Here is a 20173-nt window from a genome sequence, read left to right as displayed (position 1 = left end):
CAGAAAGGGATGAACACCGTGACACGACCCAGGATTCTGGTGGTCGGCGCTGGTTTCGCCGGCGTCGAGTGCGTTCGCCGTCTGGAGCGCGAACTCGCCCCCGGGGAGGCGGACGTCGCGCTGGTGACGCCGTTCTCCTATCAGCTCTATCTCCCCCTGCTCCCCCAGGTCGCCTCCGGGGTGCTCACCCCGCAGTCGATCGCCGTCTCCCTGCGCCGCAGCCGCAAGTACCGCACCCGGATCATCCCGGGCGGTGCCATCGGGGTCGACCCCCAGGCGAAGGTGTGCGTCGTCCGCACCATCACCGACGAGATCGTCAACGAGCCGTACGACTATCTCGTCCTCGCCCCGGGCAGCGTGACCCGCACCTTCGACATCCCGGGCCTGACCGAGCATGCCTTCGGGATGAAGACGCTCGCCGAGGCCGCGTACATCCGTGACCACGTGATCTCCCAGCTCGATCTGGCCGACGCCAGCGACGACCCCGCCGAGCGCGAGGCGCGGCTGCAGTTCGTCGTCGTGGGCGGCGGTTACGCGGGCACGGAGACCGCCGCCTGTCTGCAGCGCCTCACCCATGCCGCCGTCCAGCGCTATCCCCGGCTCGATCCGAGCCTGATCAAGTGGCATCTGCTCGACATCGCGCCCAAGTTGATGCCGGAACTGGGCGACCGCCTCGGCAAGGCGGCGATGAAGGTCCTGCGGGACCGGGGCATCGACGTCTCGCTCGGTGTCTCCGTCGCCAAGGTCACCGAGGACGAGGTCACGCTGACCGACGGCCGGGTGCTGCCCAGCCACACCCTGATCTGGACGGCCGGCGTCGCCGCCAGCCCCCTGGTCGGCACCTTCGACGCCGAGACGGTGCGCGGCCGGCTCGCCGTCACCCCGGAGATGACGGTGCCGGGTTACGACGGCATGTTCGCCCTCGGCGACGCCGCCGCCGTCCCCGACCTCGCCAAGCACGAGGAGGGCGCGATCTGCCCGCCCACCGCGCAGCACGCGATGCGCCAGGGCAGGCGGGTCGCCGAGAACGTCATCGCCGCGCTGCGCGGGCAGCCGCTCAAGCCGTACGTGCACAAGGACCTCGGACTCGTCGTCGACCTCGGCGGCAAGGACGCGGTCTCGCGGCCGCTCGGCATCGAGCTGCGCGGCGTCCTGGCCCAGCTCGTGGCCCGCGGTTACCACTGGTCCGCGCTGCGCACCAACGTCGCCAAGGCGCGGGTGCTGGTCAACTGGCTCCTGAACGCCGTCGCGGGCGACGATTTCGTGCGCACGGGTTTCCAGGCCCGCAAGCCCGCCAAGCTCAAGGACTTCGAGTACACCGACAGCTATCTGACGCCCCAGCAGGCGCGCGGCGAGGTGGAGCGGGCCGAGGCCGAGGGGCGGATCGAGGGACAGGTCGAGGGGAAGGCCCTCGGGGGCTCCTGAGGCGGCACCGGGGTTCGCCCCGGCCCCTGACGTGCGGCGCCGCCCGCCGAGTGGAGGCGAGTGGCGCCGCACGTCGTGACATGCTGGTGTGCGGATCATGTTCCGGCACGGAAGAAAGAGCGCGGCGGCGTGAAGGCAGTGGGACGTGCGGTGCTCGCACGCATGTGGGACCGGCTCTCCGCGTCCGACCCCGGACTGTTGCGGCTGACCGCGGGGCTGCGCACGGTCATCGCCATCGCCATGGCACTCGTCGCGCTCGGGCTGCTTCGCTTCCCCGTGCCGCAACTGGTCGCGGGGGCCATGGCGACGATGTCCGCGACCTTCGCCGTCCGGGAGACCGATCGGCGCGCGCAGATGGTCACCCTGGCGCTGTGCGTGCCCGTCGCGTTCGCGGCGGTGTCACTGGGCGCCTTTCTGAACCAGTGGCCGCTGGCGAGCGACGTCTGCTTCCTGCTGCTCATCTTCTGCGCCGTCTACGGCCGCAGATTCGGCGACCGCGGCACCGGGCTCGGACTGATCGGCTTCCAGATCTACTTCCTGTCGTTGTTCGTGCGGGCCAGGGTCGACATGCTGCCCTCGCTGTACGTGGTCATCGCGGTGGCGTTCGTGTGCAGTGCCCTGGCACGGTTCGTGCTGCTGCCGCAGACCGCGGCGGGCACGCTGGAACGGCTTCGTCGTGCCTTCCGGGCCCGGCTCGGGCAGCTGATCACGACCCAGATCGAACTGCTGGACGCCGGTCCCGAGGACCTCGACAAGGTGCTCGAAGACCTGCGCACCGGCACCGCTCGGCTGCACGAGGCGGCGCTGATGATCCAGGGCCGGCTGGAGCACGGCACCGAGGACGAGGCGATGGCACGGCTGCTCCAGCGCCGCATCGCGGAGGCCGAGATCGCCGCCGAGCGGCTCGGGCTGCTGCTGCTCACCGCGCGCAGCGCCGAGCGGACCAACACCCTGACCCTGCATCTGCCGGGCGCCTCGCTGCCCTCGCGCGGTCAGATGCCGGTGCGCGACGAGGCGCGGGACATGGTGCGCCGGGATCTGGAGGCGCTGCGGCTGCTGGTGCTGCGCCCGAAGGGCGAGGCGTCGGGCACGGCGCTGGCCCATGTGCGCAACCGGCTGCTCGGCTACCGGGAGGCGGAGAACCTGCCGAAGGCGCCCCCGCCCGTCCAGGACGTGTTCCGGGGCATCGGTGAGGCGGCGCGCGCGGTGCTCGGTCTGCGGACCGCGCTGGACGGCCCGCAGGACGAGTCGGACGACACTCCCGCCACGGCCCGCTCCCGCGAGGAGCTGGACGCGGAGGAGGCGGGCATCGAGGGCAGCGAGGAGAGCGAGGACGAGGACCACGACCAGTCGGGACTGCACCGGCCGACCACCCGGGCCGCCGTGCAGGTGGCCGTGGGGTCGGCGCTGGCCATCGTGGGCGGCGAGCTGCTGTCCAGTCAGCGCTGGTACTGGGCGGTGCTGACCTGCTGGATCGTGTTCATCAACACCGCCTCCACCGGAGAGATCCTGGTCAAGGGCTCCCGTCGGCTGGTCGGCACGATCCTCGGCGTGGTCGCCGGTATCGGTCTCGCCGGTGTGGTGGGGCACCACACGTGGACGGCGTTCGTGCTGGTGCTGGTGTGTGTGTTCGCCATGTTCTACACGGCACCCCTGTCGTACACGCTCATGTCGTTCTTCGTGACGGCGGCTCTGGGGCTGCTGTACACGCTGCTGAACACCTACAGCATGGAAGTGCTGCTGCTGCGGATCGAGGAGACGGCGCTCGGCGCGGCCTGCGGGATCATCACGGCGGCGGTGGTGCTGCCGGTGCGCACCGATCTGCGGACCAACGAGCTGCTGGCGAACGTCCTGGACAAGCTGGCCGACGCGACCCGGGCGGCGGTGGACCAGCTCAGCGGGAGGCGCCACTACGACCTGGTGGACAAGGCCCGGGACATGGACCAGGCGCTGGCCGATCTGCGCACCGCCCTGCAGCCGCTGACGCATCCGGTCACCCCGCTGCGCTCGCGCCGGGAGACGGCCCGGTACGTGCTGGCGCTCCTGGAGACCTGTGCGTACCACTGCCGGGCGCTCGCCGCCACGGCCGAGCTGCTGCCCAGTCATCCGTCGATCGCGGCGGACCCCCGGCTGAGCGGGGTGTGCGGACGGATCGTGCACAACATCGAGGCGATCGCCGAGCACGTGCGCGACCCGCGGTCCAAGGCCGAGATCGAGACCGGGCCGAGCATCGCGTCGATGCTGGAGCCGGGCACCTTCGGCACCCCGCGCTACGGCCGGGTCACCGACCGCGTGCTGCGCCATCTCCAGCGCCTGGACGAGGCGGTCTCGGGTCTGGCGCGCCCGCTCGGCGTGCCGATCGAGAAGCCGGACGTCGGCCAGAGCGACAAGGGCGAGAAGACCGACAAGGGCGACAAGTCCCGCAAGACGGAGAAGCCCGGGAAGGCGGAGAAGCCCGGGAAGGCCGACAGCCCGGAGAAGGCCCGCCAGTAGGCCCGTTCCCCGGGCCGGGGTTCCTTGCCCTCAGGTTCCTCGGCCCCGGCTCAGCGCAGCGGTACGACCGCGGTGACCCGCTTGCCGCCGCACGGCAGCCCGCTGACCCGTACGTCCCGGGCGAGCAGGCACACCAGGGGCCAGCCCCGGCCGCCGGTCCGGGAGTGGTCGGGCTCGCGGGACCTGGCCGGGCACACCGGGCGTTCGTCGCTGCGGTCGCACACCGAGAGGCGGACGCCCGCGCTGTCGACGTCGACCTCGAAGCCGGTGATGCCGCCGCCGTGCACGATGGCGTTGGAGGTCAGCTCCGAGACCACGAGCAGGGCGTCGTCCAGGGTCTCGTCCGCGCACGGCACCGCCCTGGTCCGGCAGTGCTCGCTCAGCGTGCGCCGCACGGCGCTGCGCGCGTCGGCGGGGCGGTAGGTCAGGGTCCCGGGCCCCTTCTCGGGCACCATGGCCGGGCCGCGTGTGTGCTGCTGCCGCTCGCGCGTCATCGTGATCCCTCCCTCACGGAAAGTCCCGGCCGTCCCGTGGCTCGGTGCGCCGGGTGTCTCTATGCGGCTGACCTGTCGTGGCAGTGTCAAACACGGTCGGTGCCGGTGTCATCACCACGCCCTGAAGGGGTAGGGGACGGGTATGACCGATGTGGTGGACGCGGACGAACTGTTGCGGCGCATCCGGCGGAGCCGGGACGTGGCCGCCGAGGAGGAACGGGTCTGGCGGGAGCGGGCGCAGAGCCTGACGGCGACCGATCCGGACCAGGCGCGGGAGGCGTCCGAGCGGGCTCGGGCGTACGAGGTGGTGGGCAGTGTGCTGACGGAGATCATCGCGCCGGGCGCCATGGCCGCTCGCGAGCCGGGTCCGGTGGGGCCGGTGGAACCCGCCGGACCGGTCGGCCCGGTGGTACCGGGAGTGAGGCGGGTCACGTGAGCGGGACGGGGTTGGCCTCCGCGCCGGAGGGTGGTTTATCGTTCATCCAGACGTGGCGAGGGAGCGGCGCGAGACTTTCCCGCGATGCCCTTCCGCGCTTCACGTCGGACTGCCCTGGCTGGTTTCCCCCGTCCAGCCAGGGCTTTTCTCTGCCCGCGCGCCGGTCTTCCGGAAAAGCGCCGGGCCGCCGAGGTGCCCGGTGGGGCGGTAGCGGCTGAAATGGGCTTAGGGCCGGTTGCGGGGCAGACGGGACTTTCGCAGCGGGCTCGAGGGACAGCACCCGAACCGCCGCCCGGTGAGGAGCCCCGCGTATGACCAAGGCGATAAAACTGCTGACCGCCCTGCCGAGAGCGCAACGCGAGCGGCTGATGGAGCTGGCCGAGGAGGTGTCCTTCCCGGAGGACACCCGGATCTTCGAGGCGGGCGGGGTCGCCGACCGGTTCTGGGTGATCCGCTCGGGGGCGGTCTCGCTGGACCAGCAGGTCACCTCGCACCACGACGTCACCGTGGCCACGCTGGGCGCCGGCGACCTGCTCGGCTGGTCCTGGCTGTTCCCGCCCTACGAGTGGGACTTCGGCGCGGTGGCCTTCAGCAACGTACGGGCCTACGAGTTCGACGGGCCCTCCGTGCTCGGGGTGTGCGTGGAGGACCCGCTGCTCGGCCTGTCGCTGGTGCGCACGGTCGCCGAGATCCTGGCCCATCGGCTGGAGACCACACGGGGCAAGCTGATGGACCAGTACGCGATCCGGCGGAGCACTCCGCTGTAGGGATCGGGCGCGGCGGGGCTCAGACGCGGTAACGGCGCAGCGCGGGGACCGCGGCGGCCAGGACCAGCATCACGGCGACGACCAGCGCGCCGCCGCCCGCGACGGCGGCCCGGGTGCCGAACGCCGCGCCCGCCGTGCCGTGCAGGACGTCCGCGAGTCGCGGGCCGCCCGCGACGACGACGGTGAACACGCCCTGCATCCGGCCGCGCATCTCGTCGGTGGCGGCGGAGAGCAGGATCGCGCCCCGGAAGACCATGGAGACCATGTCGGCCACGCCCGCGGCGGCCAGGAAGGCGACGGCCACCCACAGGTTGCCGCTGAGCCCGAACCCGGCGACGGCCACGCCCCAGGCGACGACGGCGCCGATGACCATCCAGCCGTGGGAACGCGCCCGGGAGAACACGCCGGAGAACAGTCCGCCGAGCACGGCGCCGACCGGGACGGCCGCGAAGAGCAGCCCGAGCGCGAAGCCCGAGCCCCAGGAGGCGTAGGTCTCGGCGGCCAGCTGCGGGAACAGCGCCCGGGGCATACCGAAGACCATGGCGACGATGTCCGCGAGGAAGGACATCAGGAGCACCTTGTGCCCGGCGATGTACTGGAACCCGGCGGCGATCTCGCGCACCCCGGCCCGGCGTGCGGTCGTCCCGCCGAGCGGCGGCAGCGCGGGCAGCCGGAAGACGGCCCACACGGTGACGCACAGCGCGAGGGCGTCGATCAGATACAGCTCGGGCAGCCCGACGACCGGGATCAGCACACCGGCGAGCAGCGGTCCTGCGACCAGTCCCGTCTGCATGACGGTGGTGCCGAGCGCGTTGGCGGCGGGCAGCTCCGACTCCGGGACCAGCCGGGCCACGGAGGCGCTGCGGGCCGGGGAGTTGAGCCCGAAGAACGCCTGCTGGGCGGCGAGCAGCACCATCAGCACGGGCACGGAGCCGAGGCCGACGAACGCCTGCACCCAGAACAGCAGCGAGGTGACGGCGATGCCGATGTTTGTGACCAGCAGCAGCTTGCGGCGGTCCACCGTGTCCGCGACCGCGCCGCCCCACAGCGCGAAGGCCACCATGGGCACCAGGCCCGCGAGGCTCGCGTAGCCGACCCAGGCGGAGGAGTGGGTGATGTCGTAGATCTGCTTGGGTACGGCGACGGCGGTGAGCTGGCTGCCGACGGCGGTGACGATGGTCGACGTCCACAGGCGCCGGTACGCCGGGATGCGCAGGGGCCGGGTGTCCATGGCCCAGCGGCGCCATCCGCGCCGGGGCGGCGGGTCGGCCGGCGTGCTCTGGGCGGGCGGGGTGGCGGTGCCCGGGTCGGTGCTGCTGCTCTCGCTCGTGTCCACGGGGTTCCTGGTCGCTCGATCCGTTGCTCGATACATCTTTCGATTCGGGCCTCACTATCGCAGCAACTCCCGCCTCCGGCCGAACCCGTTTCGCGATCCGGCCAAATCCCGCCCCGGGCGCGGCTCGGTACCCGGTGGGCAGCCCCGCGCCGAGGCCGGGCATCGTGGCGGCGACGAGGCCGTCGAGGACCCCGCGTGCGCGTCGGTCGTGGTGCACGCGGACCGGTCGGCCACCTGGTTCGGGGGCTCCTCCGGACGGTCGTCGCGGGACACGGCCGGGGTCCGGTCCCGGAGTCGCAGGCCCTGCCGCCGCCGCTGCCGGGCGGCGGGGTGGACGTGGGCCTCTACCGGCAGCGGTGGGAGCCGGACTCCCCCGCCCTGGCGGCGCCGGCGGACATGGTCACCGGGACCGCCGCGGACGTGCCGCGGCGGTGACGGGGGCGGCGCCGGCCGGACCGGCGGTGTCGAGCCGCGCCGCCGCGCTGTCCAGCAGCATTTCCAGCGCCGTCGGATAGGCGCTGTGCATCATCCGCCGGGCCAGCAGCGGGGCGGCCTCCGCGATGCGCGGGTGGGTGGTGCGGGGCAGCCGGGCGTACGTCGACTGCCACTGCTCCTCGTCGGCGCGCTGGGAGGCGCTGGGCAGGGCCAGGGTCGCGGCGTCGAGGGCGGCGAAGGCCAGCGTCTGGTCGATGAAGGCGTGGTAGACGCGGACCGTCTCCGGGAGCGAGAACCCCGCCCCGGCGAGCACGTCCAACACGGCTTCGTCCGCGTCCAGTTCATGGGCGCGCCCGGTGACCCGCCCGGCGGTGAGCACGGCGGCCTGCGGATGGCCGACGTACACGGTGTAGATGCGCAGCCCGATCGTGCGCAGGTCGGTGCGCCAGTCGCCGGTGCGTTCCCAGCCGTCGAGGGCCTGCCCGATGAGGGCGTCGCCGATGGCCAGGGTGAGGTCGTCCATGCCCCGGAAGTACCGGTAGAGGGTGCTCGGGTCGCAGTCGAGGGCGAGGCCGAGGCGGCGGGCGGTGAGCCCGGTGCTGCCGTGTTCGCGCAGCAGCCGCAGCGCGGTGGTGACGATCAGCTCCTCGGACAGCACGATGCCGCCGCGCGTCGGCCGCCGCCTGCGGCGCCGCTCCTCGGGGACGACGGGTTTGGGCACGGTGAGGCCTCCTCGCGGGCGTTCTTATGCCAACGCCATTGACCTTACGGCACGGGCAGGCGTTGCATACGGGCCAAGGCGCGCCTGCCGAGTCGTCGTTTCCGTCCGTGTCAGGCAGGGAGTTCTCCGTCATGCGTGTACTGCTCGTGGGAGCCGGCGGTGTGGGTACCGCCGTCACCCGGATCGCGGCCCGCCGTCCGTTCTTCGAGCGGATGGTGGTGGCCGACTACGACCTCGCCCGTGCCGAGGCGGCCGTCGCGGCCCTCGGTGAGGAGGGCGGTCGTTTCGTGGCCGCGCGGGTCGACGCCGGGGACGAACCGGCGGTGTCCGCGCTGCTCGCCCGGCACGACTGCGACGTGCTGCTCAACGCCACCGACCCGAGATTCGTGATGCCGCTGTTCCGGGCGGCGTTCGGCGCCGGGGCCACCTATGTCGACATGGCGATGTCGCTGTCCCGCCCGCACCCCGAGCGGCCCTACGAGGAGTGCGGGGTGAAGCTGGGCGACGAGCAGTTCGCGCTCGCCGGGCAGTGGGCTCAGGCGGGGCGGCTGGCGCTGGTCGGGATGGGCGTGGAGCCGGGTCTGTCGGACGTGTTCGCCCGGCACGCGGCCGACGAACTCTTCGACACGATCGAGGAGATCGGGGTCCGCGACGGCGCCAACCTCACCGTGGAGGGGGCGGACTTCGCGCCGTCCTTCAGTATCTGGACCACCATCGAGGAGTGTCTGAACCCGCCCGTGGTCTACGAGTCCGGGCGCGGCTGGTTCACCACCGAGCCGTTCAGCGAGCCCGAGGTGTTCGACTTCCCCGAGGGCATCGGCCCGGTGGAGTGCGTGAACGTCGAACACGAGGAGGTGCTGCTGATGCCCCGCTGGGTGGGCGCGGAGCGGGTCACCTTCAAGTACGGGCTCGGCCGGGAGTTCACCGACACGCTGCGCACGCTGCACCAGCTCGGTCTGGACCGCACCGCCCCCGTGACGGTGCCCGGCCCGGACGGACCGGTGGAGGTCTCTCCGCGTGACGTGGTGGCCGCGGGGCTGCCGGACCCGGCGACCCTGGGCGACCGGATGCGGGGCAAGACCTGCGCGGGCACCTGGGTGCGCGGCACCAAGGACGGGGCGCCGCGCGAGGTGTACCTCTACCACGTGGTCGACAACGAGTGGTCGATGGCGGAGTACGGCTGTCAGGCCGTGGTGTGGCAGACGGCGGTGAACCCGGTCGTCGCCCTCGAACTCCTCGCCACGGGGGCGTGGGCCGGCCGGGGTGTCCTCGGTCCCGAGGCGTTCCCGGCCCGGCCCTTCCTCGATCTGCTCACCGCGTACGGCTCGCCCTGGGGTCTGCGCGAGCAGTGACGGGAGGGTGCGGCCCCGCGCTCAGGCGTGGGCGGGCTTGCCCTTGGTGTACAGCCAGGTGTGCAGCAGCGGGCCCACGTCCTTGCCGGACTCCCGCTGCGCCAGGCGGACGAACTCGGCGGTCGTGCCGTGCCCGTCGCGGTGGGCGGTGGCCCAGGCGCGCAGGATGCGGAAGAACGTCTTGTCGCCGACGGCACGGCGCAGCTCGTGCAGGGCCATGGCGCCCCGCTCGTACACGGGGTCGCCGAAGATGTACTTGCCACTGCCGGGGTCGCCGGGCGGGTAGGCCCACAGGCCGTCCTTGGCCGGGCGGGCGTAGAGGGCGTCGAAGGTCTTCTGCGCGCTGTCGCCGCCGTGCTGCTCGCTGTAGAGCCACTCGGCGTAGCTGGCGAAGCCCTCGTTGAGCCAGATGTCCTTCCAGCTCGTCAGCGAGACGGAGTCGCCGAACCACTGGTGGGCGTTCTCGTGCACGAGGGTGGAGAGGTCGGGCGCGGAGTCGTAGACGGGCCGGGTCTGGGTCTCCAGGGCGTAGCCGACGCTGGGCGCGTGGTCCACGATGGAGCCGGCCGCGCGGAAGGGGTACGGGCCGAAGAGCTTGCTCTCCCATTCCAGGACGGAGGGCAGCTTCTCGAGGACCGGCGCCGCCTTCTTGGCCTCGCGCGCGTCGACGGCGTTGTACACCTTCACGCCGTCGCGGGTCGTGTACTGCTCGGTCTGGAACTTTCCGACCGTGGAGGTGGCCAGGTAGGCGGCCATGGGCTCGGCCTGGTGCCAGCGGAAGGTGGTCAGGCCGTGGGTGGTGCTCTGGCCGCGCGGGACGCCGTTGGCGACGGCCGTGTACCCCTTGGGCACGGTGACCGTGAAGTCGTAGGTCGCCTTGTCCGTGGGGTGGCTGTTCGACGGGAACCAGGTCATGGCGCCCTGCGGCTCGTTGGCGACGAAGGCGCCGTCGTCGGTGGGGATCCAGCCGTCGGGTGAGCCGTCCGGGTCGCTGACGGGCTTCGGGGTGCCCCGGTAGGTGACGGTGACGCGGAAGTCGTGCCCCTTGCGCAGGGCGTGGCGCGGGGTGACGACGAGTTCCTGGCCGTCGCGGGTGGTGTGGCGGGCGGCGCCGCCGTCCACGGTGACGCCGGTGACGCTCAGGCCCTTCAGGTCGAGGTCGAAGCGGCTGAGGTTCTGGGTGGCGCGGGCGGTGAGGACGGCCTTGCCGTCCAGGTGGCGGGAGGCGACGTCGTAGCGGAGGGTGAGGTCGTAGTGGCGCACGTCGTAGCCGCCGTTGCCGCTGAGCGGGAAGTAGGCGTCGCCCGCGCCCGGCGCGCCCGGCTTGGCGGGCCCGGCGGGTGCGGCGGCGCCGAGCAGGGCCGCGACCACGGCGGGCACGGTGAGCAGGACCGCCTCGCGGCTCAGGACCGTGGTGCGTCGGGCGGCGGATCTGCGGGGTGACCTCACGTGCGCTCCTCGGGTCCGGCGATGATCGCTTCGACCACAGGGTAGGACGCCGGCCCCGCGCTTTCGCCCCGGCGCGGGTCAAGTCACGCCCAGTGATCCCTACGGCGGTCCCGGCGCGCCCGCAGTACGCTCGCGGGACACGTCCCCCGCCGACCCGAGGGAGCCGGTCATGAGCGTGCGTGTGCGCAGGATCTACGACCCGCCGGAGCCGGACGACGGACTGCGCGTGCTGGTGGACCGGCTGTGGCCGCGCGGGGTGTCCAAGGAGGAGGCCCGTCTGGACGCGTGGCCCAAGGAGCTGACCCCGTCGACGGAGCTGCGCCACTGGTACCACCACGGCGGCTCCTTCGAGGAGTTCCGCCGCCGCTACGAGCAGGAGCTGACCGCTCCCGAGGCCGCCGCCGCGCTCGACGGCCTCAGGAAGTCGGTCCGCGGGGGCCCGGTCACGCTGCTCACGGCGACGAAGCACGCGGAGAGCAGCCAGGCGGAGGTGCTGCTGGAGCTGCTCCGGCAGTGAGCGGCTCCCGGGGCGTCAGGCGGTCTCCTTCGCCGCCGCCCGGCCCGCCGCACGGCCGGAGAACAGACAGCCGCCGAGGAAGGTGCCCTCCAGCGCGTTGTAGCCGTGGACCCCGCCGCCGCCGAATCCGGCGACCTCGCCGGCCGCGTACAGACCGCCGACGGGGGTGCCGTCCGGGCCGAGGGCGCGGGAGTCCAGGTCGGTCTGGATGCCGCCGAGGGTCTTGCGGGTGAGCACGCTGAGCCGTACGCCGATGAGCGGGCCCGCCTCGGGGTCGAGGATGCGGTGCGGGGCGGCGACGCGGCCGAGGCGGTCGCCGATGTAGCGGCGGGCGTTGCGGATGCCCTGGATCTGGGAGTCCTTGCTGTAGGGGTTGGTCATCTGGAGGTCGCGGGCCTCTATCTGGCGGCGGACCTCGGCGGCGTCGAGGAGGGCCTTGCCGGTGAGCCCGTTCATCTTGCCGACCAGATCCTCCAGGGTGCGGGCGGTGACGAAGTCGGCGCCGTGGTCGAGGAACGCCTGCACCGGGCCGGGCGCGCCCTTGCCGAGCAGCCGGTCGCGCAGCACGGCCTTGCGGTCCTTGGCGGTGATGTCGGGGTTCTGCTCCGAGCCGGAGAGCGCGAACTCCTTCTCCACGATCTTGCGGGTGAGGACGAACCAGGAGTGGTCGTACCCGGCGATGTCCTCGGTGGTGCGCAGATGGCGGAGGGTGCCGAGGGTGTCGTAGCCGGGCAGGCAGGGGTCGGGCAGGCGGCGGCCGAGCGCGTCGAGCCAGATGGAGGAGGGTCCGGGCAGGATGCGGATGCCGTGGCCGGGCCAGATGGGGTTCCAGTTGGCGATGCCCTCGGTGTAGTGCCACATGCGGTCGCGGTTGACCAGGCGTGCGCCCGCCTCGGCGGTGATGTCGAGCATCCGGCCGTCGACGTAGGCGGGGACGCCGGTGACCATGTTCGCGGGCGGGGTGCCGAGCCGTTCGGGCCAGTAGCGGCGGACCAGGTCGTGGTCGGCGCCGATGCCGCCGCTGGTGACGATCACGGCCCCGGCGGTCAGCTCGAAGTCGCCGACGGCCTCGCGGCTGGAGGCGACACCGCGCGGGGAGTCGTCGGGGGCGAGGAGGGTGCCGCGTACGCCGCGCACGGCGCCGTCCGCGACGAGGAGCTCGTCCACGCGGTGGCGGTGGTGGAAGGTGAGCAGCCCGTCGCGCGCGGCCTCGCGGGCGTGGCGCACGAAGGGCTCGACCACTCCGGTGCCGGTGCCCCAGGCGATGTGGAAGCGGGGCACGGAGTTGCCGTGGCCGTCGGCGCGCAGATCGCCGCGCTCGGCCCAGCCGACGGTGGGCAGCAGCTCGATGCCGTGCCCGCGCAGCCAGGAGCGCTTCTCCCCCGCGGCGAACTCGACGTAGGCGCGCGCCCAGCGTACCGCCCAGGAGTCCTCGTCCTCGGTGCGGTCGAACTGCGCGCTGCCCCGCCAGTCGCTCCAGGCGAGGTCGAGGGAGTCCTTGACGCCGAGACGGCGCTGTTCGGGCGAGTCGACCAGGAACAGTCCGCCGAAGGACCAGTACGCCTGGCCGCCGAGGTTGGCGGCGTTCTCCTGGTCGAGGAGGGCCACCTTCCGTCCCCGGCTGGTGAGTTCGTGCGCGGCGACCAGGCCGGCGAGGCCCGCTCCGACGACTATCGCGTCCGCGTCCATGGTGTGCGTGTCCTTCCGTCGGGTGGGTCAGGAGGTCCGGCTCGGTGGGTCAGGAGGTGCGGCTGCCGTCGGTCAGCAGGGCGGTGAGGAGCTGCTTCAGCCAGGCCCGTGCCGCGGGCACGTCCTTGTCGAGGAGGAGCTGGGTGGTGACACCGTCGTACGCGGCGACGACCGCGTGGGCCGCGCCCTCGGCGTCGCCGAGTACGGCGGGCAGTACGGCGAGGTCGCGGGCCCGGCGAAGGCGCTCGGCGACGGCCTCGCGCAGCCGGGCGCGGTGGTCGAGGAGGGCGCGGGCGGTGTCGGGGTCGCGGGCCGCGTGGACCAGGAAGTCGGTCTTCACCAGCAGCCAGTCCACGTCGAGCAGCAGCACCTCGGTGACGCGGTCGACGCAGGCCGGGACGTCGAGTCCGGGGCCGTCCTGGGCGAGGGCGCCCGCGACCTGGGCGGCGATGAGGTCGGCGCGCTCGCGGTAGAGGGCGAAGAACAGCTCGTCCAGGGTGGCGAAGTTGGAGTAGAAGGCGCCCCGGCTGTATCCGGCCGCCTCGCAGACCTCCTCGATGGAGACCCGCCCGAACCCCTTGGCCGCGAAGACCGCGAAGGCGGCGGCGAGCAGCTCGGCGCGGGTCCTGGCCCGGCGCTTGGTGACGCGGGGGGCGCTGGGTCCGTCCGTCATGGTGCCCACCTCCGTTCGATACATGAATGTATTCGATACATCTCTGTATCGAAAGAGGGCGGCCCGGATTCACGAATGGAACGTATTTTCGATTCAGGAGTACGCTGACCCCATGTCCACGCACCTCCAGGGCTCCCTGTTCGACCAGACCGACGAGCTGCGGCTCGGCCCGCTCGACGGGCTGCGCCGTACCGAACTGGGCGTGGGCGCCTGGATCGACGTCCTGCCCGGTTGGCTGAGCGGCGCGGACGCGCTGTTCGAACAGCTCGCCGCCGAGGTTCCCTGGCGGGCGGAGCGGCGGAAGATGTACGACAACGTGGTGGCCGTGCCCCGGCTGCTGGCCTTCTACAAGCAGCGCGATCCACTCCCCCACCCCGTGCTCGACGAGGCCCGCGCCGCGCTCACCGCGTACTACGCGGCCGAGCTGGGCGAACCGTTCACGACGGCCGGGCTGTGCTTCTACCGCGACGGGCGCGACAGCGTCGCCTGGCACGGGGACCGGATCGGGCGCGGGGCGCGGGCGGACACCATGGTCGCGATCCTCTCCGTGGGCGCGCCCCGGGACCTGCTGCTGCGCCCGGCCGACGGCGGCGGCGCGGCCACCGTGCGGCGGCCGCTCGGGCACGGCGACCTGATCGTGATGGGCGGCTCCTGCCAGCGCACCTGGGAGCACTGCGTACCGAAGACCGCCCGCGCCACCGGGCCCCGGATCAGCGTGCAGTTCCGTCCGCACGGGGTGCGCTGACACATCCGTCACCCTGAGTCTGCTTGGCTGTCGCCGACGGTTCCACGGCGAAGGGACGAGGGCGGATGAGCGCGGAAGTACACCAAGTGGCCGACGGCACCTATCTGGTGCACGGTCATCACACCAACTGGGTGATCCTCAAGGACGGGGACGCGGTGACCCTGGTGGACACCGGATACCCGGGTGACCGCGCGGGGCTGCTGGAGTCCCTTGCCGTGGTGGGGAGTTCACCGGAGGCGGTGGCCGCCGTGCTGATCACCCACGCGCACAACGACCATCTGGGCTCGGCGGAGCACCTGCGCTCCGCCTACGGCACGCCGGTCCGGTTGCACCCGGCCGAAGTACCGCACGCGCGGCGGGAGTTCCTCCAGCAGGCCACAGTGGGCGACGTGGTGCGCAACGCCTGGCGGCCCGGTGTCCTGTCGTGGGCGGCGCACCTGATCCAGGTGGGGGGCCTCGAACAGCACCCCGTCACCGCGCCCGAGCCCTTCCCGGCCGAGGGCGCGCTCGACCTGCCGGGGAACCCGGTCCCGGTGCACACCCCGGGACACACGGACGGCCACTGCGTCTACCACCTGCCGCGCCTGGGCGTCGTGATCTCCGGTGACGCGTTGGTCACCGGGCACGCGATCTCCCGGGTGAAGGGTCCGCAGCTCCTGGCCGGCTTCTTCCACCACGAGCGGGAGCGCGCCGTGGCCTCCCTGGACCTGATCGCCGCCCTGGAGGGCGACACGCTGCTGCCGGGCCACGGCCCGGTACACCGGGGGCAGGTCCGGGAGGCGGCGGAACTGGCCGGGGAGCGGGCGGGACAGCGGCGGCGCGCCGGGACGGACCGGAGGCAGCCGACGGGGCGGCGGTGAGCCGACGCGGCGACGGGACACCGTACGGCGGAACGTGACGCGCCCCGGCTGCTCGGCTGCGCCCGTGAAGGACGCCGCCGGGAGGGGCCTCCCGCGCCCGGCTCACCCCTCCGACGCCGCCCCCGGCACGACGGCCACCGGGCAGGGCGCATGATGCAGAACTCCGTGCGCCACGGAGCCGATCCGCGCCGCCACCGCTGTGTGGCGCGGACGGCGGCCGACGACCACCAGCTGTGCTCCCCCGGACACCGACAGCAGGACCTGCCCCGCGCTGCCCATCTCCACGTGCTCGGAGACGGGCACGGAGGGGTAGCGCTCGCGCCAGGGGTGCACCGCCTCGGCGAGGGCCTTGCGCTCGAAGGGCTCCAGTCCGCCCGCGTCGTCAAGGAGCTTGAGAGAGGCGGGGCTGTAGGCGAAGACGGGCGGCAGGGTCCAGGCGCGGACGACCCGTACGGTGGCGCCACGCGCGGCCGCCGTCGCGAAGGCGAAACCGAGCGCGGCGGCGCTCTCCTCCGGCGTGCCGTCCTGGCCGACGACGATCTCGCGTCCTGCGGCCTCGGCGGCCGGCTCGTCCCCGGCGCGCACCAGCACCACGGGCCGGGCGGCCTCCGCGATCACCCGGCCGCCCACCGAGCCGAGCAGGAATCCGACGACGCCGCCGTGCCCCCGCGAGCCCAGCACCAGCAGCTCGGCGTCGGCGGCCGCCTTCGTCAGCGTCACGGCGGGGACGCCCTCAAGCACGTCCAGGCCGACGCGGAGCCCGGGATGCCGCTGGGTCACGGCGCTCACCGCCTCGGCGGCGGCGGTCTCGGCCCAGCCGCGCTGCACGACCGGGTCGGGAGCCGAGGGGGTCTCGACATGCCGCCAGACATGCAGCACGCGCAGCGGCAGCCCCCGGCGTACGGCCTCCCGGGCGGCCCAGTCCAGCGCCGCCAGGCTCTCCGCCGTACCGTCCACCCCGGCCGTGATCGGGCGTGTCATGCGTGGCCTCCTCGTCGTCACCGCGTCGTCGTCATCGCGTGGTCGTCACCGCGTCCGGGCGTCGCCGACCGCACGGGCGACGCTCGGTCATGACCTTGTCACAGAACGGGGGCCGCACGGACCAGGACCCCGGACCCGGACCGGACCGACCGGACCGGCCGGCCCGCGCCGATCGGGACGCCCGACGCCGGGGCGAAGCCGCGCGGCCGCACCTACGATGGGCGGGAAGGCGGTGTTCCGCTCCCGCGCCACCGCCGCAGGGAAGCCGTGCAGCCGACCGCTCGGGGTGGGAGACCCATGGCACAGGCCACCGAAGCCGCCCGTACGGTCATCCTGACCGTGGACGACGACCCGGGCGTGTCCCGTGCCGTCGCCCGCGACCTCAGGCGCCGCTACGGCGACTCGTACCGCATCGTGCGCGCGGAGTCCGGCGCGTCCGCGCTGGAGGCGCTGCGCGAGCTGAAGCTGCGCGGCGACCAGGTGGCGGTGCTGCTCGCCGACTACCGGATGCCCCGGATGAACGGCATCGAGTTCCTCGAAGAGGCGATGGACCTCTATCCGTGGGCGCGCCGGGTGCTGCTGACGGCGTACGCGGACACCGGCGCGGCGATCGACGCGATCAACGTGGTGGACCTGGACCACTATCTGCTCAAGCCGTGGAACCCGCCGGAGGAGAAGCTCTACCCGGTCCTGGACGACCTGCTCCAGGCGTGGCACGCGAGCGAGCACCGGACGGTGCCAAGCACCAAGGTGGTGGGCCACCGCTGGTCGGCGCGCTCCTCGGACGTGCGGGAGTTCCTGGCCCGCAACCAGGTGCCGTACCGCTGGTACTCGGCCGAGGAGCCGGAGGGGCAGCGGCTGCTCACGGCGGCCGGGCAGGACGGGCGGCGGCTGCCGCTGGTGATCACCCCGGACGGCGTGGCGCTGGTCGAGCCGGAGGCCCCGGAGCTGGCGGCCCGGGTGGGCCTGGCGACGACGCCGACGGCCGACTTCTACGACCTGGTGGTGATCGGCGGCGGCCCGGCCGGGCTCGGTGCGGCCGTGTACGGCGCGTCGGAGGGGCTGCGGACCGTCCTGGTCGAGCGCTCGGCGACCGGCGGGCAGGCCGGGCAGAGCTCCCGGATCGAGAACTACCTCGGCTTCCCGGACGGCGTCTCCGGCGCCCAGCTCACCGAGCGGGCGCGGCGGCAGGCGACCCGGTTCGGCGCCGAGATCCTCACCACGCGCGAGGTGACGGGGCTCGAGGTCTGCGGGGCCGCGCGGATCGTACGGTTCGCGGACGGCTCGTCGGTCGGGGCGCACAGCGTGATCCTCGCGACCGGCGTGCAGTACCGGCGCCTGGCGGCGGAGGGCTGTACGGAGCTGACCGGCTGCGGGGTGTTCTACGGCTCCGCGCTGACCGAGGCGGCCTCCTGCCAGGACCAGGACGTGTACATCGTGGGCGGCGCCAACTCGGCGGGCCAGGCGGCGATGTATCTCTCCCGGGTCGCCAAGTCGGTGACGCTGCTGGTGCGCGGCGCCGATCTGTCGGCGTCGATGTCGCACTACCTGGTCCAGCAGATCGGGGAGTCCCCCAACATCTCGGTGCGCGGCCGCACGGAGGTGGCGGCCGCGCACGGCGAGGGCCGGCTGGAGCGGCTGACGCTGCGCGACACGGAGAGCGGGGAGACCGAACAGGCCGACGCGCAGTGGCTGTTCGTGTTCATCGGCGCGGCCCCGCTGACCGGCTGGCTGGACGGGACCGTGCTGCGCGACGCGCGCGGTTTCGTGCTGGCGGGTCCGGACCTGACCCCCGACGGGAAGCCACCGCCCGGCTGGGAGCTGGACCGGTCGCCGTACCACCTGGAGACCAATGTGCCGGGCGTGTTCGTGGCGGGCGACGTGCGCGCGGAGTCGGCCAAGCGGGTCGCGTCCGCCGTGGGAGAGGGCGCGATGGCCGTGATGTTCGTCCACCGGTATCTGGAGCAGTCGTGAGCGGGAACCCGCTGCCGTGCAGCCCCCGGGAGATCGGCAGTCTGTTCCTGTTCGACCAGCTCGCACCGGACCAGCTGGGACGGCTGTGCGCCGAGGGCCGGGTGGAGCTGTTCGAGCCGGGCCCGGTGTACGCCGAGGGCGAGCCCGCGACCTGCTTCTACGTGCTGATCGAGGGCACGGTGGTGCTGTCCAGGCGGGTCGGCGCCGAGGACATGGAGGTGACCCGGTCGGCGCAGCGCGGGGTGTACGCGGGCGCCATGCAGGCGTACCTCGGGGACCGGGTGCGGCAGGTGTACAACAACTCGATGCGGGTGACCGAGCCGAGCCGCTTCTTCGTGCTGCCCGCCGAGACCTTCGCCGCCGTGATGCACGAGTGGTTCCCCATGGCGACGCATCTGCTGGAGGGGCTGTTCTTCGGCTCGAAGAGCGCCCAGGCGCTGGTGGCCCGGCGGGAGCGGCTGCTGGCGCTCGGTTCGCTGTCGGCGGGGCTGACCCACGAGCTGAACAACCCGGCCTCGGCGGCGGTGCGGGCTACCTCGGCGCTGCGCGAGCGGGTGGCGAAGACGCGGCACAAGCTCGCGCTGATCGCCGAAGGACCGCTCTCCCGCGAGACGTTGGCCCGCCTGGTGGAGGTCCAGGAGCGGACGGCCGAGCGGGTCGCGAAGGCGCCGTCGCTCGGACCGCTGGAGGCGGCGGACCGGGAGGACGCGCTCGCCGACTGGATGGAGGACCACGGCGTCGAGCAGGCCGTGCGGTACGCGCCGACGTTCACGCAGGCGGGTCTCGACACCGACTGGCTGGAGCAGGTCGCGGCGGCGGTGGGCGAGGACGTGGTGCCCCGGGCGATGGGGTGGCTGGAGTCCACCGTCGAGACCGAGCTGCTGATGAACGAGATCGAGGACTCCACCGCCCGCGTCTCCCAACTGGTGGGCGCGGCGAAGCAGTACGCGCAGCTCGACCGGGCGCCGTTCCGCTCGGTGGACCTGCGCGAGCTCCTCGACAGCACGCTGCTCATGCTGTCGGCGAAGATCGGTCCGCACGTCGAGGTGGTCAGGGAGTACGACGACGCGCTGCCCGCAGTGCCCGGCTATCCGGCGGAGCTGAACCAGGTGTGGACCAACCTGATCGACAACGCGGTGTCCGCCATGGGCGGTTCGGGCCGGCTGACGGTGCGGACCGCGCGGGACGGGGACCGGGCGCTGGTGGAGATCCGCGACACCGGGCCCGGCATCCCGGCCGAGCTGCGCGAACGTGTCTTCGACCCGTTCTTCACCACCAAGCCGCTCGGCGAGGGCACGGGGCTCGGTCTCGACATCTCGCGGCGCATCGTCGTCGACAAGCACCACGGCACGCTCCAGGTCGAGTCGGTGCCCGGCGACACCCGCTTCCAGGTCTTCCTTCCGCTGACCGCCGAGGCGCCGCAGGAGGCGCCCGGACCGACCCCCGAGGAGGCAGCATGACCGCCGAGGACGCCATCGACCCGACTGTGCCGCCGAGCGGTACGGGCTGTGTGGAGTGCGAGAAGGTGGGCGGCTGGTGGTTCCACTTGCGCCGCTGCGCGCGGTGCGGGCACATCGGCTGCTGCGACGACTCGCTCTCCAAGCACGCCACCGCCCACTTCCGGTCCACCGGGCACCCGGTCATCCGCAGCTACGAGCCGGGCGAGGGCTGGTTCTGGGACTACGACACCAACGAGCTCTACAACTCCGGTCCTGAACTCGCGCCCCCGGAGAGCCATCCGGTCGACCAGCCGGTGCCGGGCCCGGCCGGACGGGTTCCGGCGGACTGGGTGCAGCTCCTGCGCTGACGTACCCATGGCGCCGATG

The 20173-nt window shown here is 73.0% G+C and carries 19 protein-coding genes; 12 read left to right on the top strand and 7 right to left on the bottom strand.

Going from position 1 to position 20173, the window contains the following annotated elements:
* Positions 1-9: 9 nt before the first annotated feature.
* Positions 10-1425 (top strand): NAD(P)/FAD-dependent oxidoreductase, encoded by a 1416-nt coding sequence (locus ACWEEU_RS09570; RefSeq protein WP_451730455.1) that lies wholly within the window; start codon positions 10-12, stop codon positions 1423-1425.
* Between the two features lie 162 nt (positions 1426-1587).
* A complete protein-coding gene (locus ACWEEU_RS09565) occupies positions 1588-3918 on the top strand; it encodes an FUSC family protein (protein WP_451730495.1) in 2331 nt (776 codons plus the stop codon).
* A gap of 50 nt (positions 3919-3968) precedes the next feature.
* On the opposite strand, the gene ACWEEU_RS09560 is transcribed toward ACWEEU_RS09565, so the two are convergent.
* Positions 3969-4412 carry an ATP-binding protein gene (locus ACWEEU_RS09560; RefSeq protein WP_451730452.1) on the bottom strand — a complete coding sequence of 148 codons (444 nt, stop codon included), beginning with the start codon at positions 4410-4412 and terminating at the stop codon, positions 3969-3971.
* A 142-nt stretch (positions 4413-4554) separates the two neighbouring features.
* Here ACWEEU_RS09560 and ACWEEU_RS09555 point away from each other — a divergent pair, with 142 nt between their 5' ends.
* Together ACWEEU_RS09555 and ACWEEU_RS09550 are read left to right on the top strand one after the other, a co-directional pair.
* On the top strand, positions 4555-4848 hold the full coding sequence (locus ACWEEU_RS09555) for a hypothetical protein (protein ID WP_451730449.1): 294 nt from the start codon (positions 4555-4557) through the stop codon (positions 4846-4848).
* 311 nt (positions 4849-5159) lie between these two features.
* A complete protein-coding gene (locus tag ACWEEU_RS09550; protein ID WP_451730446.1) occupies positions 5160-5615 on the top strand; it encodes a cyclic nucleotide-binding domain-containing protein in 456 nt (151 codons plus the stop codon).
* Between the two features lie 19 nt (positions 5616-5634).
* On the opposite strand, the gene ACWEEU_RS09545 is transcribed toward ACWEEU_RS09550, so the two are convergent.
* Positions 5635-6951 carry an MFS transporter gene (locus ACWEEU_RS09545; protein WP_451730444.1) on the bottom strand — a complete coding sequence of 439 codons (1317 nt, stop codon included), beginning with the start codon at positions 6949-6951 and terminating at the stop codon, positions 5635-5637.
* A 195-nt stretch (positions 6952-7146) separates the two neighbouring features.
* On the opposite strand from ACWEEU_RS09545, the gene ACWEEU_RS09540 reads away from it, so the two are divergent.
* Complete coding sequence (locus tag ACWEEU_RS09540) at positions 7147-7386, top strand: hypothetical protein (protein WP_451730442.1); 240 nt, start codon at positions 7147-7149, stop codon at positions 7384-7386.
* Here the strand turns inward: ACWEEU_RS09540 and ACWEEU_RS09535 are convergent.
* Positions 7352-8107 carry a TetR/AcrR family transcriptional regulator gene (locus ACWEEU_RS09535; RefSeq protein WP_451730439.1) on the bottom strand — a complete coding sequence of 252 codons (756 nt, stop codon included), beginning with the start codon at positions 8105-8107 and terminating at the stop codon, positions 7352-7354. The two genes, ACWEEU_RS09540 and ACWEEU_RS09535, sit on opposite strands and share 35 nt — an antisense overlap.
* A 131-nt stretch (positions 8108-8238) precedes the next feature.
* Here ACWEEU_RS09535 and ACWEEU_RS09530 point away from each other — a divergent pair, with 131 nt between their 5' ends.
* On the top strand, positions 8239-9459 hold the full coding sequence (locus ACWEEU_RS09530) for a saccharopine dehydrogenase family protein (protein WP_451730436.1): 1221 nt from the start codon (positions 8239-8241) through the stop codon (positions 9457-9459).
* A 21-nt stretch (positions 9460-9480) separates the two neighbouring features.
* Here ACWEEU_RS09530 and ACWEEU_RS09525 read toward each other — a convergent pair whose 3' ends face one another.
* The gene (locus tag ACWEEU_RS09525) at positions 9481-10908 is read right to left on the bottom strand and encodes a M1 family metallopeptidase (protein ID WP_385748533.1); all 1428 of its coding nucleotides are present in this window, start codon (positions 10906-10908) and stop codon (positions 9481-9483) included.
* Between the two features lie 169 nt (positions 10909-11077).
* On the opposite strand from ACWEEU_RS09525, the gene ACWEEU_RS09520 reads away from it, so the two are divergent.
* On the top strand, positions 11078-11425 hold the full coding sequence (locus ACWEEU_RS09520) for a DUF488 domain-containing protein (RefSeq protein ID WP_451730432.1): 348 nt from the start codon (positions 11078-11080) through the stop codon (positions 11423-11425).
* Positions 11426-11440: 15 nt separating this feature from the next.
* Here ACWEEU_RS09520 and ACWEEU_RS09515 read toward each other — a convergent pair whose 3' ends face one another.
* Entirely contained in the window at positions 11441-13114 is a 1674-nt protein-coding gene (locus tag ACWEEU_RS09515) for an FAD-binding dehydrogenase (protein WP_451730429.1), read from the bottom strand.
* 49 nt (positions 13115-13163) lie between these two features.
* Positions 13164-13787: a TetR/AcrR family transcriptional regulator gene (locus tag ACWEEU_RS09510; RefSeq protein WP_385748542.1), complete on the bottom strand. Its 624-nt coding sequence runs from the start codon at positions 13785-13787 to the stop codon at positions 13164-13166.
* A 112-nt stretch (positions 13788-13899) separates the two neighbouring features.
* Between ACWEEU_RS09510 and ACWEEU_RS09505 the strand changes: the two genes are divergently transcribed.
* Together ACWEEU_RS09505 and ACWEEU_RS09500 are read left to right on the top strand one after the other, a co-directional pair.
* Positions 13900-14532: an alpha-ketoglutarate-dependent dioxygenase AlkB gene (locus tag ACWEEU_RS09505; RefSeq protein WP_451730425.1), complete on the top strand. Its 633-nt coding sequence runs from the start codon at positions 13900-13902 to the stop codon at positions 14530-14532.
* Between the two features lie 65 nt (positions 14533-14597).
* Complete coding sequence (locus ACWEEU_RS09500; RefSeq protein ID WP_451730422.1) at positions 14598-15392, top strand: MBL fold metallo-hydrolase; 795 nt, start codon at positions 14598-14600, stop codon at positions 15390-15392.
* Between the two features lie 102 nt (positions 15393-15494).
* Here the strand turns inward: ACWEEU_RS09500 and ACWEEU_RS09495 are convergent, their stop codons facing one another.
* A complete protein-coding gene (locus ACWEEU_RS09495; protein ID WP_451730419.1) occupies positions 15495-16373 on the bottom strand; it encodes a universal stress protein in 879 nt (292 codons plus the stop codon).
* A gap of 297 nt (positions 16374-16670) precedes the next feature.
* Between ACWEEU_RS09495 and ACWEEU_RS09490 the strand changes: the two genes are divergently transcribed.
* The 3 genes from ACWEEU_RS09490 to ACWEEU_RS09480 are packed head-to-tail and all read left to right on the top strand — an operon-like array spanning position 16671 to position 20154.
* On the top strand, positions 16671-18347 hold the full coding sequence (locus ACWEEU_RS09490; protein WP_451730416.1) for an FAD-dependent oxidoreductase: 1677 nt from the start codon (positions 16671-16673) through the stop codon (positions 18345-18347).
* Positions 18344-19807 (top strand): ATP-binding protein, encoded by a 1464-nt coding sequence (locus ACWEEU_RS09485; protein WP_451730413.1) that lies wholly within the window; start codon positions 18344-18346, stop codon positions 19805-19807. Before ACWEEU_RS09490 ends, ACWEEU_RS09485 begins: the two co-directional genes overlap by 4 nt.
* Positions 19804-20154 carry a UBP-type zinc finger domain-containing protein gene (locus ACWEEU_RS09480; RefSeq protein WP_385748559.1) on the top strand — a complete coding sequence of 117 codons (351 nt, stop codon included), beginning with the start codon at positions 19804-19806 and terminating at the stop codon, positions 20152-20154. The genes ACWEEU_RS09485 and ACWEEU_RS09480 overlap by 4 nt, the downstream gene beginning before the upstream one ends.
* The last annotated feature ends 19 nt before the right edge of the window (positions 20155-20173 follow it).

The organism is Streptomyces sp. NPDC005004 (genome assembly GCF_053600675.1).
This window is presented reverse-complemented; position numbering and strand designations above follow the sequence as displayed.

Excerpts from the sequence above, each read along its gene's own strand:
- ACWEEU_RS09570 (WP_451730455.1), top strand. The coding sequence starts at position 10 with ATGAACACCGTGACACGACCCAGGATTCTGGTGGTCGGCGCTGGTTTC.
- ACWEEU_RS09565 (WP_451730495.1), top strand. The coding sequence starts at position 1,588 with ATGTGGGACCGGCTCTCCGCGTCCGACCCCGGACTGTTGCGGCTGACC.
- ACWEEU_RS09560 (WP_451730452.1), bottom strand. The coding sequence starts at position 4,412 with ATGACGCGCGAGCGGCAGCAGCACACACGCGGCCCGGCCATGGTGCCC.
- ACWEEU_RS09555 (WP_451730449.1), top strand. The coding sequence starts at position 4,555 with ATGACCGATGTGGTGGACGCGGACGAACTGTTGCGGCGCATCCGGCGG.
- ACWEEU_RS09550 (WP_451730446.1), top strand. The coding sequence starts at position 5,160 with ATGACCAAGGCGATAAAACTGCTGACCGCCCTGCCGAGAGCGCAACGC.
- ACWEEU_RS09530 (WP_451730436.1), top strand. The coding sequence starts at position 8,239 with ATGCGTGTACTGCTCGTGGGAGCCGGCGGTGTGGGTACCGCCGTCACC.
- ACWEEU_RS09520 (WP_451730432.1), top strand. The coding sequence starts at position 11,078 with ATGAGCGTGCGTGTGCGCAGGATCTACGACCCGCCGGAGCCGGACGAC.
- ACWEEU_RS09515 (WP_451730429.1), bottom strand. The coding sequence starts at position 13,114 with ATGGACGCGGACGCGATAGTCGTCGGAGCGGGCCTCGCCGGCCTGGTC.
- ACWEEU_RS09510 (WP_385748542.1), bottom strand. The coding sequence starts at position 13,787 with ATGACGGACGGACCCAGCGCCCCCCGCGTCACCAAGCGCCGGGCCAGG.
- ACWEEU_RS09505 (WP_451730425.1), top strand. The coding sequence starts at position 13,900 with ATGTCCACGCACCTCCAGGGCTCCCTGTTCGACCAGACCGACGAGCTG.
- ACWEEU_RS09500 (WP_451730422.1), top strand. The coding sequence starts at position 14,598 with ATGAGCGCGGAAGTACACCAAGTGGCCGACGGCACCTATCTGGTGCAC.
- ACWEEU_RS09495 (WP_451730419.1), bottom strand. The coding sequence starts at position 16,373 with ATGACACGCCCGATCACGGCCGGGGTGGACGGTACGGCGGAGAGCCTG.
- ACWEEU_RS09490 (WP_451730416.1), top strand. The coding sequence starts at position 16,671 with ATGGCACAGGCCACCGAAGCCGCCCGTACGGTCATCCTGACCGTGGAC.
- ACWEEU_RS09480 (WP_385748559.1), top strand. The coding sequence starts at position 19,804 with ATGACCGCCGAGGACGCCATCGACCCGACTGTGCCGCCGAGCGGTACG.